At 66.6% G+C, this 15561-nt stretch carries 12 protein-coding genes; 3 read left to right on the top strand and 9 right to left on the bottom strand.

Annotated elements, in window-relative coordinates; all coding sequences use genetic code 11:
* Window positions 1–3 precede the first annotated feature (3 nt).
* The 6 genes from glcE to A6745_RS24900 all read right to left on the bottom strand — a co-directional run bounded on the left by glcE (window position 4) and on the right by A6745_RS24900 (window position 7994).
* On the bottom strand, window positions 4–1101 hold the full coding sequence (gene glcE / locus A6745_RS24925; RefSeq protein WP_066133475.1) for a glycolate oxidase subunit GlcE: 1098 nt from the start codon (window positions 1099–1101) through the stop codon (window positions 4–6).
* A 9-nt stretch (window positions 1102–1110) separates the two neighbouring features.
* Window positions 1111–2613 carry an FAD-linked oxidase C-terminal domain-containing protein gene (locus A6745_RS24920; protein ID WP_066133471.1) on the bottom strand — a complete coding sequence of 501 codons (1503 nt, stop codon included), beginning with the start codon at window positions 2611–2613 and terminating at the stop codon, window positions 1111–1113.
* 105 nt (window positions 2614–2718) lie between these two features.
* Window positions 2719–4128, bottom strand: a complete 1410-nt coding sequence (locus tag A6745_RS24915; protein ID WP_066133468.1) for an FAD-binding oxidoreductase — start codon at window positions 4126–4128, stop codon at window positions 2719–2721.
* 69 nt (window positions 4129–4197) lie between these two features.
* Entirely contained in the window at window positions 4198–5271 is a 1074-nt protein-coding gene (aroG, locus tag A6745_RS24910; protein ID WP_066133465.1) for a 3-deoxy-7-phosphoheptulonate synthase AroG, read from the bottom strand.
* A gap of 429 nt (window positions 5272–5700) precedes the next feature.
* Window positions 5701–7161 carry a metalloprotease TldD gene (gene tldD / locus A6745_RS24905; protein ID WP_066133461.1) on the bottom strand — a complete coding sequence of 487 codons (1461 nt, stop codon included), beginning with the start codon at window positions 7159–7161 and terminating at the stop codon, window positions 5701–5703.
* Window positions 7162–7172: 11 nt separating this feature from the next.
* Window positions 7173–7994: a carbon-nitrogen hydrolase family protein gene (locus A6745_RS24900; protein ID WP_231886103.1), complete on the bottom strand. Its 822-nt coding sequence runs from the start codon at window positions 7992–7994 to the stop codon at window positions 7173–7175.
* Between the two features lie 140 nt (window positions 7995–8134).
* Between A6745_RS24900 and A6745_RS24895 the strand changes: the two genes are divergently transcribed.
* Window positions 8135–8515 (top strand): H-NS histone family protein, encoded by a 381-nt coding sequence (locus A6745_RS24895; protein ID WP_066133456.1) that lies wholly within the window; start codon window positions 8135–8137, stop codon window positions 8513–8515.
* Between the two features lie 81 nt (window positions 8516–8596).
* Here the strand turns inward: A6745_RS24895 and A6745_RS24890 are convergent, their stop codons facing one another.
* Window positions 8597–9241 (bottom strand): DUF4136 domain-containing protein, encoded by a 645-nt coding sequence (locus A6745_RS24890; RefSeq protein ID WP_066133453.1) that lies wholly within the window; start codon window positions 9239–9241, stop codon window positions 8597–8599.
* A 121-nt stretch (window positions 9242–9362) separates the two neighbouring features.
* Here A6745_RS24890 and pepN point away from each other — a divergent pair, with 121 nt between their 5' ends.
* Both pepN and A6745_RS24880 read left to right on the top strand, forming a co-directional pair.
* Window positions 9363–12071, top strand: coding sequence for an aminopeptidase N (pepN, locus tag A6745_RS24885; protein ID WP_066133452.1), 2709 nt, complete (start codon window positions 9363–9365; stop codon window positions 12069–12071).
* A gap of 529 nt (window positions 12072–12600) precedes the next feature.
* Window positions 12601–13632 carry a class 1 fructose-bisphosphatase gene (locus A6745_RS24880; RefSeq protein ID WP_066133449.1) on the top strand — a complete coding sequence of 344 codons (1032 nt, stop codon included), beginning with the start codon at window positions 12601–12603 and terminating at the stop codon, window positions 13630–13632.
* Between the two features lie 134 nt (window positions 13633–13766).
* On the opposite strand, the gene A6745_RS24875 is transcribed toward A6745_RS24880, so the two are convergent.
* Together A6745_RS24875 and thrC are read right to left on the bottom strand one after the other, a co-directional pair.
* Complete coding sequence (locus A6745_RS24875; RefSeq protein ID WP_066133446.1) at window positions 13767–13988, bottom strand: YgdI/YgdR family lipoprotein; 222 nt, start codon at window positions 13986–13988, stop codon at window positions 13767–13769.
* Between the two features lie 153 nt (window positions 13989–14141).
* Window positions 14142–15551, bottom strand: coding sequence for a threonine synthase (thrC, locus tag A6745_RS24870; RefSeq protein ID WP_066133445.1), 1410 nt, complete (start codon window positions 15549–15551; stop codon window positions 14142–14144).
* Between the last annotated feature and the right edge of the window lie 10 nt (window positions 15552–15561).

The raw sequence follows: 15561 nt of genomic DNA, 5'->3' as shown, positions 1-15561 counted from the left end.
GGCTTACAGCTCCGGGTACAAACGGCCTGGGTTGAACAGGCCGGCTGGATCGAGCTCTTGCTTCAGGCGCCGCGTGAGCGTGGCCACCGCGGGCGCCAAGGGATGGAACACGCCGTCGGCCGGCGCGGCCGATCGCGCGGCGCGGAACAGCGTGGCATGGCCGCCCGCGCGCGCCGCGGCATCACGCACTTCCCGTACATCGGCCTGGCCGCTGAACCAGCGTTGCCCGCCCCCCCATTCGATCAACATGGGCGCCAGCGCCAGGGCCGGCGCCGTGGGCGGCACGGCCACGCGCCACAAGGGCCGCGACGTGTCGAAAAACGGATGCGTCTGCTCGCGCAAGGCGAGCCACCATGCATCGGCGTCTTGCAGTTCCTGCCCGCCGATGCGCGCCGCGGCGGCCTCGACGGCGGGCGGCGCGCCGGACAGGCGCACCGCCAGTTGCCCACGGCCATCCGCTTGCGGCGCCCAGCACGAGGCCGAAACCGGCATGGGCCGGCCACGCCACTGCGAGAACAGGTCCAACGCTTCGTCCTGGGTGGCCTCGCGCAGCAACGTGCGTTCCTGCATGGGACGCGGCAGCACCTTCAGCGACACTTCGACGATGGCCCCGAAGATGCCTTGCGATCCGGCCAGCAGGCGCGACACGTCGTAGCCCGCCACGTTCTTCATCACTTCGCCGCCGAAGGCCAGCAGGCGCCCATGCGAATCCAGCAGGCGGGCGCCCAGCACGAAGTCGCGCACCCCGCCCGCCGCCATGCGGCGCGGCCCCGCAAGGCCCGCGGCCACGCAACCGCCCACCGTGGCATCGGGCCCGAAGTGCGGCGGCTCGAAGGCCAGCATCTGCCCGCGCGCGGCCAATTCGGCTTCGAGCTCGGCCAGCGGCGTGCCGGCGCGCGCCGTCACCACCAGTTCCGAAGGCTGGTAATTGATGATGCCGCGGTACCCCGTCATGTCCAGCAGGCAGTGCCCATCCTGCGGCGTCAGCGGCCGGTGGTTGCCATAGAACGACTTGCTGCCGCTGCCCGCGATGAACAACGGCTTCTGGCCCGCGCGGGCGGTCAGGACCTGCTCGCACAGTTCCGACAGGACGAATTCCATGATTCGCCTCTAGAAACGGGACAGGTCGGGGAAACGCATCTCGCCGCCGTGCACGTGCATCTTGCCGTACTCGGCACAGCGCGCCAGCGTGGGAATGACTTTTTCGGGATTGAGCAGCAGGGGCGGATCGAAAGCCCGTTTCACGGCAAGAAAGGCGTCCAGCTCGTCACGCGAAAATTGCACGCACATTTGATTGATCTTCTCCATACCCACACCGTGTTCACCTGTCACGGTGCCTCCGACCTGCACGCACAGTTCGAGAATGGCGGCGCCGAACTTGTCGGCGCGTTCGATCTCTTCCGGCTTGTTGGAATCGAACAGGATCAACGGATGCAGGTTTCCGTCGCCCGCATGGAACACGTTGGCGCAGCGCAGCCCGAACTCATCCTCCATCTGCTCGATGGCGTTGAGGACGCGGCCCAGGTGCCGGCGCGGAATCGTGCCGTCCATGCAATAGTAGTCGGGCGATACCCGGCCCGCGGCGGGAAAGGCGTTCTTGCGGCCCGCCCAGAAGCGCAGCCGCTCGGCCTCGCTGCCCGAGACCTGGCAGCGCGTGGCGCCAGCCTGCCGGCATACCGCCTCGATGCGCGCGATCTCGTGCGCGACCTCTTCGGGCGTGCCGTCGGACTCGCACAGCAGCAATGCCTGCGCGTCGAGGTCGTAGCCGGCCTTCACGAAGGGCTCGACCATATGCACCGCGCGGCGGTCCATCATTTCGAGCCCCGCCGGAATGATGCCCGCGGCGATGATCTGCGCCACCGCGTTGCCCGCGCTCTCGACGCTGGGGAAGCTGGCCATCACCACCTGCGCGCACAAGGGCTTGGGCACCAGCTTGACCGTGACTTCGGTCACGATGCCCAGCATGCCTTCGGAGCCCACGAAGACCGACAGCAGGTCGAGGCCGGCCGCATCCGGCGCCCCGCCGCCCAGCTCGACGATCTCGCCTTCGATGGTGACCATCCGCACGCGCAATACGTTGTGCACCGTCAGGCCGTACTTCAGGCAATGCACGCCGCCCGAGTTCTCGGCCACGTTGCCGCCGATGGTACAGGCGATCTGGCTGGACGGATCCGGCGCGTAGTAGAGGCCATGCATGGCCACCGCCTCGGATACGGCCAGATTGCGCACGCCCGGCTCGACCACGGCCGTGCAGGCCGCGGGGTCGATGTGCTTGACGCGATTGAACTTGGACATGCCCAGCAGCACCCCGCGCGCATGCGGCATGGCGCCGCCCGACAGGCCCGTGCCCGCCCCGCGGGCCACCAGCGGCACGTTCATGCGCTTGCACAGGCGCATCACGTCCTGTACCTGCGGCTCGGATTCGGGCAGCACCACCGCCACCGGCAGGCAGCGGTACAGCGACAGGCCATCGCACTCGTACGGGCGCGTATCCTCTTCGCGAAACAGCACGCAGTGCGCCGGAAGCAGGGCGCACAGAGCATCGATCACGGCTTTCGCGGAAAAGGCGCCCTGGCTGCTGACGGCCAGGCCGGTATCGGCCAATGTATTCATCCATCAACGATAACGCGGCCCCAGGCCGCGCACACGACGGGACTTACCCGCACCCAGGGGACGGATCGCACGCGACGCCTGCGCGGGCGGTCCGTCCGCCGATCCTCACCAGGCGATGATCTTGCCAGGATTGAGGATATTGTTGGGATCGAACGCGTGCTTCAGGCTGCGCATCAGCGCCAGCGCGTCGGCGCCGTGTTCGCTTTCCATGAACTGCATCTTGTGCAGCCCCACGCCGTGCTCGCCGGTGCAGGTGCCGTCGGCCGCGATGGCGCGCTCGACCATGCGATGGCTGATGGCCTCGGACTCGCGCCATTCGTCCTGGCTGTCCTGGTCGAGCAGCATCAGCACGTGGAAGTTGCCGTCGCCCACGTGCCCCACGATGGTGTAGGGGAAGCTGGCCCGATCCAGGTCCTCGACCGTCTCGCGCACCACGTCGGCCAGCCGCGAGATCGGCACGCACACGTCGGTGGTGCTGGCGCGGCAGCCGGGGCGCAGTTGCAGGCCCGCGAAATAGGCGTTGTGCCGCGCGGTCCACAGGCGGCTGCGGTCTTCGGGGCGCTCGGCCCAGTCGAAGTCCATGCCGCCGTGTTCGGCCGTGATGGCCTGCACCGTCTGGGCCTGCTCCTGCACGCCGGCCGGGCTGCCGTGGAATTCGAACAGCAGCAGCGGCGATTCGTTCAGGTCCAGCTTGCTGTGCAGGTTGACCGAGCGCACGGCCGCCGTGTCCATGAACTCGACGCGCGCCACCGGCACGCCCATCTGGATGATCTCGATGACGCTCTGCACCGCGTCGTCCAGCGTGGGGAAATTGCACACTGCTGCCGAGATGGCCTCGGGCTGCGGATACAGGCGCACCGTCACTTCCGTGATGATGCCCAGCGTGCCTTCGCTGCCCACGAAGATGCGGGTCAGGTCGTAGCCCGCCGACGACTTGCGCGCGCGGCCGGCGGTGCGCACGATGCGGCCGTCGGCCGTGACCACCGTCAGCGACATCACGTTCTCGCGCATCGTGCCGTAGCGCACGGCATTGGTGCCCGAGGCGCGCGTGGCGGCCATGCCGCCCAGGCTGGCGTCGGCGCCCGGATCGATGGGGAAGAACAATCCGGTATTGCGCACTTCCTCGTTCAACTGCTTGCGCGTCACGCCGGCCTGCACCGAGGCCGTCAGGTCCTCGGCATCGACGGACAGCACCGCATTCATCTGCGACAGGTCGATGCTGATGCCGCCCTGCACGGCCAGCAGATGGCCTTCGAGCGACGAGCCGGCGCCGTAGGCTATCAGCGGCACGCCATGCGCGTTGCACTGCCGCGCCACCTCGGCGACCTCCTCGGTGGTGCGGGCGAAGACCACCGCGTCGGGCAGCATCGCGGGATACGGGGACTCGTCGCGGCCGTGGTGTTCGCGCACGGCCGCGGCCACGGACAGGCGCTCGCCGAAGCGGGCGCGCAGGGCATCCAGACAGGCGTCGGGCACGGGCCGGCGCAGGGTTTCGGCTTCCAGGGGAGCATTCATGGCAAAGGGCGTTCGGGTGGACGACGCGACGATTTTACGCCTGCGCCGTCCCCGCTCCCTCCTGGAGCCTTACTTGCCCGTGGTCGTGGCCACGCGGCGGCGCTCCTGCACGGCATCGGCCAGGCGCCGCAGCACCTTTTCCGAGGCGTCCCAATCGATACAGCCGTCGGTGATGCTCTGGCCATACGTCAGCGGCTTGCCCGGCACCAGATCCTGGCGGCCGGCCACCAGGTGGCTTTCGATCATCACGCCCACGATGCGCGACTCGCCCTGCTCCATCTGGCGCGCCACGTCGTCGATCACCAGGGGCTGGTTCTCGGGCTTCTTGCTGCTGTTGGCGTGGCTCGCGTCGATCATCACGCGCTGCGCCATGCCCGACTTGCTCATGTCCTGGCACACGGCCTCGACGCTGGCCGCGTCGTAGTTCGGCGCCTTGCCGCCGCGCAGGATCACGTGGCAGTCCTCATTGCCGGCCGTGGACACGATGGCCGAATGGCCGCCCTTGGTCACCGACAGGAAATGGTGCGGCTGCGACGCCGCCTTGATGGCATCGACCGCGATGCGGATGTTGCCGTCCGTGCCGTTCTTGAATCCCACCGGGCACGACAGGCCCGACGCCAGCTCGCGGTGTACCTGGCTTTCCGTCGTGCGCGCGCCGATCGCGCCCCACGACACCAGGTCGGCCATGTACTGCGGCGTGATCATGTCCAGGAACTCGCAGCCCGACGGCAGGCCCATGCTGTTGATTTCCAGCAGCAGTTCGCGGGCCATGCGGATGCCCTTGTTGATATTGAAGCTGCCGTCCAGGTCGGGGTCGTTGATCAGGCCCTTCCAGCCCACCGTGGTGCGCGGCTTCTCGAAATACACGCGCATGATGATCTCGAGTTCGCCGGCGTAGCGGCGGCGCGCCTCGACCAGCCGCTCGGCATATTCGATCGCGGCGCGCGTATCGTGGATCGAGCAAGGCCCGATCACCACGATCATGCGGTCGTCCATGCCATGCAGGATGCGATGCGCGGCCTGGCGCGCGGCATACACGGTCTCGGATGCCTCGCGGGTGCACGCGAATTCGCGCATCACGTGCGAAGGCGGCGTCAGTTCTTTGATTTCGCGGATGCGAAGGTCATCGGTATTGTGCGACACGGGGCTGCTCCTGGGGTATGGCCCGCCGGCTTCTTTCTGACGGCAACAAAAAAGCCGCCAGGTTTCGCTGGCGGCTTTTTTGAGGGATTCTGCGACTTTTCAGTTTGAACGCGACCCTTCCTCCGCCAGCGGCTTCAGAAAAGCATAAAAATAAAAGAAAAAGGCGGGGTGCGCGAAGTTCATGAGGGGCACTCTAGCACAAAAAATCTGACCTGGTCATGACAGACTTTCCGGCATGAGGAAAAAAGATGGATGCCGACATCACCCTCACCAGCACGGCTCTCATGACCGCAGGAGGCATCTGAAGATGCGAATACCTGACGCCAGCCTCGGCCTGATGGCGCGCCCGAGCCGACCGACTTGGCCGGCACGCGCGGGCACATCAGGCCGAGGCGACTCAAGAACCCGAATCCCTCACCCGGTACTCAATCAGGCAGTGCCGCCGACGGTCAGCCCATCCATCCGCACCGTAGGCATCCCCACCCCTACGGGCACGCTCTGCCCATCCTTGCCGCAAGTGCCCACGCCCGAATCCAGCTTCATGTCGTTGCCGATCAGGCTGACCCGCGTCATGGCGTCCGGCCCGTTGCCGATCAGCGTCGCGCCCTTCACCGGATACGTGATCTTGCCGTCCTCGATCATGTAGGCCTCGGACGCCGAAAACACGAACTTGCCGTTGGTGATATCCACCTGGCCACCGCCGAAATTGGCGGCATACAGCCCGCGCTTGACCGAACCGATGATTTCCTCGGGCGCCTTGTCGCCGCCCAGCATGTAGGTATTGGTCATGCGCGGCATCGGCAGGTGTGCGAACGATTCGCGGCGGCCGTTGCCCGTGGCCGCGGTTTTCATCAGGCGCGCGTTCAGCGTGTCCTGCATATACCCGCGCAGGATGCCGTCCTCGATCAGCACATTGCGCTGCGTCGCATTGCCTTCGTCGTCGACATTCAACGACCCACGGCGGTCAGGCAGCGTGCCGTCATCGACCACGGTGACGCCGGGCGAAGCCACGCGTTCGCCGATGCGGCCGGAGAACACGCTGGAACCCTTTCGATTGAAATCGCCTTCCAGGCCGTGGCCCACGGCTTCGTGCAGCAGAATGCCAGGCCAGCCCGAACCCAGCACCACCGTCATTTCGCCGGCGGGCGCGGGACGCGCTTCCAGATTCACCATGGCCTCATGCACGGCGCGATCCACATACTCCTTCAGCAGATCGTCCGAGAACAGATTCAGACCCGTACGGCCGCCGCCACCGCCGTGGCCCATCTCGCGGCGGCCATTGCGTTCGGCGATGACCGTGACGGACAAGCGCACCAGCGGCCGCACGTCGGCGGCCAGGCGGCCGTCGCTGCCGGCGATCAGCACCACGTCGTATTCGGCGCCCAGGCCGGCCATCACCTGAATGACGTGCGGATCCGCGGCGCGCGCCATGCGCTCGACGCGCTCGAGCAGCGCCACCTTCTCGGCGGCGGTCAGCGTGGTCAGGGGATCGATGTCGGAATACAGGCTGCGGGCATCATCGGGCGGCACGTGCGCCGCCACCTTGACGCGGCCCGCACCGCGGCGGGCAATGCCGCGCACGGTATGGGCGGCGGATTGCAGGGCCTCGGCCGACAGGCTGTCGGAATAGGCGAAAGCGGTTTTCTCGCCGCTGACGGCGCGCACGCCCACGCCCTGGCCGATGGAGAAGCTGCCGGTCTTGACGATGCCCTCTTCCAGGCTCCAGCCTTCGCTGCGCGTGTATTGAAAATACAGGTCGGCGTAATCGACCTTGTGCGTGAAGATTTCGCCCAGGGCGCGGGCCAGGTCGGCCTCGGTCAGGCCCCAGGGGTCCAGCAACAACGATTTGGCGGTGGCCAGGGACTGGATAGCGGGATCGGTCAATTTCATGGATGAGCGGTCTACAGGACTCGGTGACGCAGGGCGGGCAAGGCGGCCCGCACCTCGGACAGGCGATCAGCCTCTATCGTACCCCCGATCACGCCCGGCTCTTCGGGCAGCACGTCCACGATCTCGCCCCACGGGTCGATCAGCATGGAATGGCCCCAGGTACGGCGGCCGTTCGGGTGTCTGCCCCCTTGCGCGGGCGCCAATACGTAACATTGGTTTTCGATGGCGCGGGCCCGCAGCAGCACTTCCCAGTGCGCCTTTCCGGTGGTGTAGGTGAACGCCGCCGGCACCAGAATCAGGCTGACCTGCCCCATCGCGCGGTACAGCTCGGGAAAGCGCAAGTCGTAGCACGTGGACAGCCCGACCGGGCCGCACGGCGCATCGAACGTCCGCACCGTGCTGCCGGCGTGAATAGCCACCGATTCGTCGTAGGACTCGGCGCCGCGCTGGAAATTGAACAGGTGAATTTTGTCGTACCGCGCGCGCTGCTTGCCGTCCGGGCCATATACGAAGGCGGTATTGAACACGCGGTTCGGATCCGGGCAGGCCAGCGGCAACGTGCCGCCCACGATCCAGATACCGAGGCGGGCAGCCAATCCGGACAGGAACTCCTGTATCGGGCCATGTCCTTCGGTCTCTTTAATCGCAAATTTGTCAATATCTCGCTGCCCCATGAAACAGAAGTACTCGGGCAATGCGACCAGACTGGCGCCAGACGCCGCCGCCTTTTGGATTAATTCGCCGGCCTGTTTCAGATTTTCATAAACATCCGGCGTGCTGACCATTTGGACAGCCGCCACATGCCACGATCCACACAATTCTTTCGATTGCATTTCAGTCATGATACAAAATTGTCTCAGTCAGGATACAGTCTGGAGGCAATAAGCTAGTATTATTCACCCACAAAACCAAGTAGTAACTGTTCTACCAGCCGGCGAAGGCTATCAACTTATTGATAATCAGGATTAAAACTATGCCCCGCGAATCCTACGCAACGCAGCAAGCCAAGATCGAAAAAGAAATCACGAAGCTCCAGAAGCGAGCCGAGGCCCTGTTGACCAAGCGCCGCAAGCCAGTGCTTGCCTCCATCGTCAAGTCGATGCGCGACTACGATATCACTCCGGAAGAAATCACGGCCGCCTTCGGCGCCGCCAAATCCACCGCCGCGCGCGCGCCGTCGGCCGGCGGCCGCCGCAAGGCCGCGTCCAACGGCGGCCCCAAGCGCGCCGTGGCCCCCAAGTACCGCCACCCGCAGACCGGCGAAACCTGGAGCGGCCGCGGCAAGGCGCCGCGCTGGCTGGCCGCCGAGGAAGCGAATGGCGCCGACCGCGCCAGCTTCCTGATCGCCGCATAATCCGGGATCAGAGTCCCACCAAAATGGCGCGCCTCGGCGCGCCATTTTCTTTGGCGCGTCAATGAATATCGACGCGCCGCCCTACCGGTCGACCGGATATTCAATCTGGCGCTCGCTGCCGTTGTTGCCGGGGAACCCATCGAAAATGGCGCGCACCAGATAAGGCATGGCGCGCAACAGGTTGTCGGCGCGGCTGAGCGTATAGGACGAGGAACGATAGACCTCGGCCCCGCCGCGCTCCCGGTCGCGGATCTCGACATTCAGGTAATGGCGGAACGCCGGCTCCGGCACGTCGACCCATTCGGGGCCCCAGAAGCCCGGTCCCCAGAAGCCGTAGCCCCAGCGGCGCGGACCGTAGTAACCGGGATAACCGCCATACATGTACGGGTCATATGCCTGGCGGGTCATCACCGTGGTCTGCGACGTGCCGTAGTTATACGAGACGGTGAATCGGGCCGGCTGGCCGGCGGGCGCTTCGGTCAGGCCGGTGGCGCCCAGGCCGGCGCGCAGGGTGTCACGATAGGACTGGTATTCGAGATTGTTGGATTGCTCGGGCGAGACGGCGGCAAAGGCATACGACTGCCCTTGCACGCCTTGCGGCCAACGTTGGAAGGAGGTGACGTGCGTCGAGACGGTGGGCGCCGCGCAGCCGGCCAGCAGCACGCTGCCCAGCGCCAGAGACACCCCGGCCATGCGCAAGCCGCGCGACCAGGAAATTTGGGACATGACTTGATTCCTCCACGCCCCGTTCGGGCGACATGCGGATACGACCGCGCGCAGTCTGGAAAGTTTTCGCACGGCATGCCACTACAATAACCCGGTCTCCCCTTTGCATCGTGGAAACCCAATGCGTACCGACACGCCCGTGACGATTTACCGCAAGGATTACCGGCCCTATCCGTACGCAATCCCGCAGGTGGCGCTGGAGTTCGACCTGGACCCGGACACCACCACCGTCCGCTGCACCATGCAGGTCGAACGCCACGCGGACGCGGCGGCGGACGCCGTCATGCAACTGGACGGCGAAGCGCTGGAACTGGTCTCGCTACGCGTCGACGGCCAGGCCTGGCCCGATGCGCAGTACAGCGTGGGCGCGCATGCGCTCACCCTCAGCGGGCTGCCCGCGCGCGCCGAGATCGAGATCGTCAGCCGCTGCCATCCGGCCGCCAACTCCACCCTGATGGGCCTGTACGTCTCCGGCGACAGTTTTTTCACGCAGTGCGAGGCCGAGGGCTTTCGCCGCATCACCTGGTTCGCCGACCGCCCCGACGTCATGTCGCGCTACCGTGTGACGCTGCGCGCGCCCGCCGCCTATCCGCTGCTGCTGTCCAACGGCAACCTGATCGCCACGCGCCAGTTGCCCGATGGCCGCGGCGAAGCCGAATGGGAAGACCCGTTTCCCAAGCCTTGTTATCTGTTCGCCCTGGTGGCGGGCCGCCTGACCCACCGGGAAACCCGCGTGAACACCGCCTCGGGCCGTGAAGTGCTGCTGCAGGTCTACAGCGACCCGGGTTCCGAGAACCGCACGCAGTGGGCGCTGGATTCGCTGGTGCGCGCGCTGCGCTGGGACGAAACCCGCTTCGGCCTGGAACTCGACCTGGACCGCTTCATGGTGGTCGCCGTGCGCGACTTCAACATGGGCGCCATGGAGAACAAGGGCCTGAACATCTTCAACGCGGCCTATGTGCTGGCCGACGCCGACACCGCCACGGACGCCAACTACGAGGGCATCGAATCGGTCATCGGCCACGAGTACTTCCACAACTGGACCGGCAACCGCGTCACCTGCCGCGACTGGTTCCAGCTCAGCCTGAAGGAAGGCCTGACCGTTTTCCGCGACCAGGAGTTCAGCGCCGACATGATGGCGCGCGACCTGGACCCGGCCGCCGCCGCCAGCGCGCGCGCGGTCAAGCGCATCGACGACGTGGCCACGCTGCGCGCGGCGCAGTTCCCGGAGGACGCGGGCCCGATGGCTCACCCCATCCGCCCCGACAGCTACCAGGAGATCGGCAACTTCTACACCGCCACGGTGTACGAGAAAGGCTCGGAAGTCATCCGCATGCAGCACACCTTGCTGGGCGAGGAAGGCTTCCGCGCAGGCATGGACGAGTATTTCCGCCGCCATGACGGCCAGGCCGTCACCTGCGACGACTTCGTCGCGGCCATGGAGTCGGTCTATGTGAAGCAGCATCCGGGCCGCAATCTGGAAGTGTTCCGCAACTGGTACCGCCAGGCCGGCACGCCGCGCGTGGCCGTGACGCTGGACTACGATGCCGCCGCCCAGCGCTGCACGGTCACGCTGGCGCAGCAATGCCAGCCCGTGGGCGTCGAACGCCGCGCCGACAACCCCGCCAAGCAGCCCTTCCACATTCCGTTCGCGCTGGGCCTGCTCGACCGCCAGGGCAAGCCCATCGCGCTGCGCGTCGATGGCCGCGAACAGGAGACCGCGCTGCTCGAACTCACCACCGCGCGCCAGCAGTGGGTATTCGAGGGCGTGCCCTCGGCCCCTGTGCCGTCGCTGCTGCGCGGCTTCTCGGCCCCCATCATCGTCGAGTACGGCTGGAGCGACGCCGACCTGGCGCTGTTGTCGGCCCATGACACCGATCCGTTCGCGCGCTGGGAAGCGGGCCAGGAACTGGCCACGCGCCAGATCCTGGCGCTGGCCCGCCTGCACCAGTCCGGCCAGACGCTGCGCGCCGACGGCGCCTTCATCGACGCCTGGCGCGCCCTGCTGACCGATCCCGCGCTGGACGCGGCTTACCGCGCGCGCACGCTGGCGCTGCCTTCCGAGAAGACGCTGGCCGAACGCATGGCGCAGATCGATCCGCCGGCGCTGGCCGCCGCGCGCGATTTCCTGCGCGCCGAACTGGGCCGCCAGTTGCAAGCCGAATGGCGCGCCGCGTTCGACGGCAACCAGACGCCGGGCGAATACAGTCCCGCCCCCGGCCCCGCCGGCCGCCGCGCCCTGAAGAACCAGGCGCTGGCGCACCTGATGGCCGCCGGCATCGACGGCGCGCAAGGCCTGGCGCAGCAGCAATACGCCTCGGCCGGCAACATGACCGACAGCATGGCGGCGCTGTCCGCGCTGCTGAACTACGGCACCGGCGAAGCCCCGGCGCAGGCGCTGGCAGCCTTCTACGAGCGCTGGAAGCACGATCCGCTGGTCGTCGACAAGTGGTTCACGCTGCAGGCCACGGCGCGCTCGGCCACGGTGCAGACCGTGCGCGCGCTGATGCAACATCCCGCCTTCACGCTGCGCAACCCGAACCGCGCCCGCGCGCTGGTGTTCCAGTTCTGCCTGAACAACGCACGCGGCATGCACCACGCCGACGGCACGGGCTACGCCTACTGGACGGAACAGGTCATCGCGCTCGATGCCCTGAACCCCGAGGTCGCCGCCCGCCTGGCGCGCGCGCTCGACAACTGGTCGCGCTTCGTGCCTGCGTTACGCCAGCCGATGCAGCAGGCATTGCAGGCGGTGAGCGCGCATCCGGGGTTGTCGCGCAACGTGCTGGAGATCACGTCCAAGGCGTTGGAGTTTGCGGCGCAGTCGTAGAAGAGTGGCTTCGGGTTGGAGGTATTTTCTTCGTAGGGCGTCCTCGGCGGGGTTGGGGGATGAGGGCCAGCCAAGTCGTCGGGCTCGGGCGCGCCAGCAGGCGCCCTCGGTCCCCTTCGGGGACTGCCCCTCCTCCAATTGGCCGGCCCTCATCCCCAAACCCCGCCGAGGACTCACTGCAATGGCACACGCCGGTCGACGGCAAAGCCGCTGGCCCGTTGTTCGGCAAGAACCCGGTCCACGATTTGCACAGGCCTTCCTCCCCGCTAGCCCAGGACGTGAGTCGGGAGATCATTTGAACCAGAGATGTTGTGAGCCTGGGTATGCCAATGGGACCGAGCCGGCCAATTGGAGGCGGGGAAGTCCCGCGTAGCGGGACCGAGGACGCCTGATGGCGCGCCCGAGCCCAACGACTTGGCCGGCTCGGCCCCATTGGCATACCCAGGCGCCTCAAGAACCCAGATCCACGCAAAGAACACAGAAACTCACCCGTATACATACGACCCTCCACATCAAGACAGGAGAATCAATGAAACGTAAAACCCTCACTCAATACCTGGTCGAACAGCAACGTTCGGCCGAACTCGTCCAGCCCGAAGTCCGCCTGCTGATCGAAGTCGTCGCGCGCGCCTGCAAGGCCATCAGCCACGCCGTCAGCAAGGGCGCGCTGGGCGGGGTGCTGGGCAGCCTGGAAAGCGAGAACGTCCAGGGCGAAGTGCAGAAGAAGCTGGACGTGCTGTCCAACGAGATCCTGCTCGAAGCCAATGAATGGGGCGGTCACCTGGCCGCCATGGCCTCGGAAGAGATGGAGACCATCCATCCGATCCCGAACCGCTACCCCAAGGGCGAATACCTGCTGCTGTTCGATCCCCTGGACGGCTCGTCGAACATCGACGTCAACGTGTCCATCGGCACCATTTTCTCGGTGCTGAAGGCGCCGCACACGGTGGAAGGCGAAACGCCCATCACCGAGCAGGACTTCCTGCAGCCGGGCAGCCAGCAGGTGGCCGCGGGTTATGCGGTGTACGGCCCGCAATCGATGCTGATCCTGACGGTCGGCAATGGTGTGGTCGGCTTCACGCTGGATCGCGAGATGGGCTCGTGGGTGCTGACGCACGAAAGCATGCGCGTGCCGGAAGACACCAAGGAGTTCGCCATCAACATGTCGAACATGCGCCACTGGGCGCCGCCGGTGCGCCGCTACATCGACGAATGCCTGGCCGGCGCCACCGGTCCGCTGGGCAAGGACTACAACATGCGCTGGGTCGCCTCGATGGTGACGGACGTGCATCGCATCCTGACCCGCGGCGGCATCTTCATGTATCCGTGGGATGCCCGCGAGCCGGGCAAGGCGGGCAAGCTGCGCCTGATGTACGAAGCCAATCCGATGAGCATGCTGATCGAACAGGCGGGCGGCGCGGCCATCACCGGCACGCAACGCATCCTGGACGTGCAGCCCGAGAAGCTGCACCAGCGCGTCAGCGTGATCCTGGGTTCGAAGAACGAAGTCGAGCGCGTGGGCCGCTACCACGCCGAAGCCGAAGCCGCCGGCAAGGCCTGAGGCCGGAAGGACACAGGGCCTGTCCTGCCCCGCCGCCGGGCGGGCGCGGACAGGCCCTGGTCATTTGCCGCGCGCCGCAATGGGCGCGGCGGGCTGGCAGCCGTCAGCGGACTGCGGCCCAACCGGAGGTCACGTCAGTCGACGTCCTCGATGGACTTCACGTCGTCCTTGTTGATGCGGACGATACGGCCACCCTGGTTGTATTCGTAGAAGCCGCTATCGTCGTTGTACTTCGGCCGGTCGGCCGTCGTGACCTGCGTGCCGTCGTTCTTGTGGATGATGGTCGGCGTGGAACAACCGGCCAGGACAGTCAGACTCGAAGCGGCAACGACCATCATCAGGGTTTTCGGGCTCATAAAGCCTCCGTGTGTTGTCATGAGGGTGACTCCACTGTAGAGGCGGCCCGGCCCGGCTTCCGTGACCGGATGTCTTGAAAATGTAAAGCCCGGGCGGGCTATGTCAGGCCTTGTATCCCTATCCCCGGGAAACAGGGCCTGAGTACCGAAGTCTTACACTTTGGCGTGCGCCTCGATGTAGCGCCGGACCGACACCGCGTCGCAATCCATGACCGTGACGCGCTGCGGCAATGACTCCAGATTGGCCAGGGCGGCGGGAGGCGGCGCGGGCTGGCCCAGCGCGGCCTCGATGGTTTCCGAGAACTTGGCGGGCAGCGCCGTTTCCAGCACCAGCATCGGAATGCCGGGCTCGACGTACTGGCGCGCCACCTTCACGCCGTCGGCGGTGTGCGGATCGATCAGCACGCCGCAGGTGTCGTACGTGGACTTGATGGTGGACAGGCGGTCGGCATGCGTGCTGACACCGGCCACGAAGCCATGATCGGCATCGAAGCGCGGCAGCTCGGCGGACAGGTCGAACTGGCCATCGCGCGCCACGTCGTCCCATAGCGCCTTGACGCGCGCCGGATCGGCATCGACCAGGTCGTAGACGAAGCGCTCGAAGTTGGACGCGCGCGAGATGTCCATGGACGGGCTGGACGTGGCGTACGTCTGGGCCGGGGCGCGCGGACGGTAGATGCCCGTGCGGAAGAACTCTTCCAGCACGTTGTTCTCGTTGGTGGCCAGCACCAGGCGGCGGATCGGCAGGCCCATGCGGCGCGCGATGTGGCCCGATAGGATGTTGCCGAAGTTGCCCGAGGGCACGGCGAACGACACCTGCTGGCCAGTGCCGGTGGTGGCGGACAGCCAGCCATGGAAGTAGTACACCACCTGGGCGGCGATGCGCGCCCAGTTGATGGAGTTGACCGCGCCCAGGCGCCAGCGCGTCTTGAACGCCAGGTCGCCGGACAGGGCCTTGACGATGTCCTGGGCCTCGTCGAACACGCCGTGCACGGCGATGTTGTGGATGTTCTCGTCCTGCAGCGAGTACATCTGGGCGCGCTGGAAGGCGCTCATGCGGCCGTGCGGCGACAGCATGAACACGGCCACGCCGCGTTTGCCGCGCAGCGCGTATTCGGCGGCCGAACCCGTGTCGCCGGAGGTGGCGCCCAGGATGTTCAGCGTGGTGCCGCGGCGCGTCAGCACGTACTCGAAGACCTGGCCCAGGAACTGCATGGCCATGTCCTTGAACGCCAGCGTGGGGCCTTCGGACAGGCCCAGCAGATGCATCCCATCGTGCAGCGGGCGCAGCGGCACGATGTCTTCGCTGTTGAAGGCCTCCTGGCGATAGGCCGCGCGGGTCAGCGCGCGCAGGTCGTCGGCGGGGATGTCGGTGGCGAAGCGCGACAGCACTTCGAATGCCAGGTCGGCATACGGCAGGCCGCGCCAGGATTCGAGCGTGGCCGCGTCGACGCGCGGCAAGGTCTCGGGCACCGCCAGGCCGCCGTCGGGCGCCAGGCCCTCCAGCAGGATGTCGGAGAAGGCTTGCGGGGCCATGCCGCCGCGGGTGGATACGTACTTCATGTCAGCCTCG

It is taken from the genome of Bordetella ansorpii (assembly GCF_900078705.1).
Lineage (GTDB): Bacteria > Pseudomonadota > Gammaproteobacteria > Burkholderiales > Burkholderiaceae_B > Bordetella > Bordetella ansorpii_A.
This window is presented reverse-complemented; position numbering and strand designations above follow the sequence as displayed.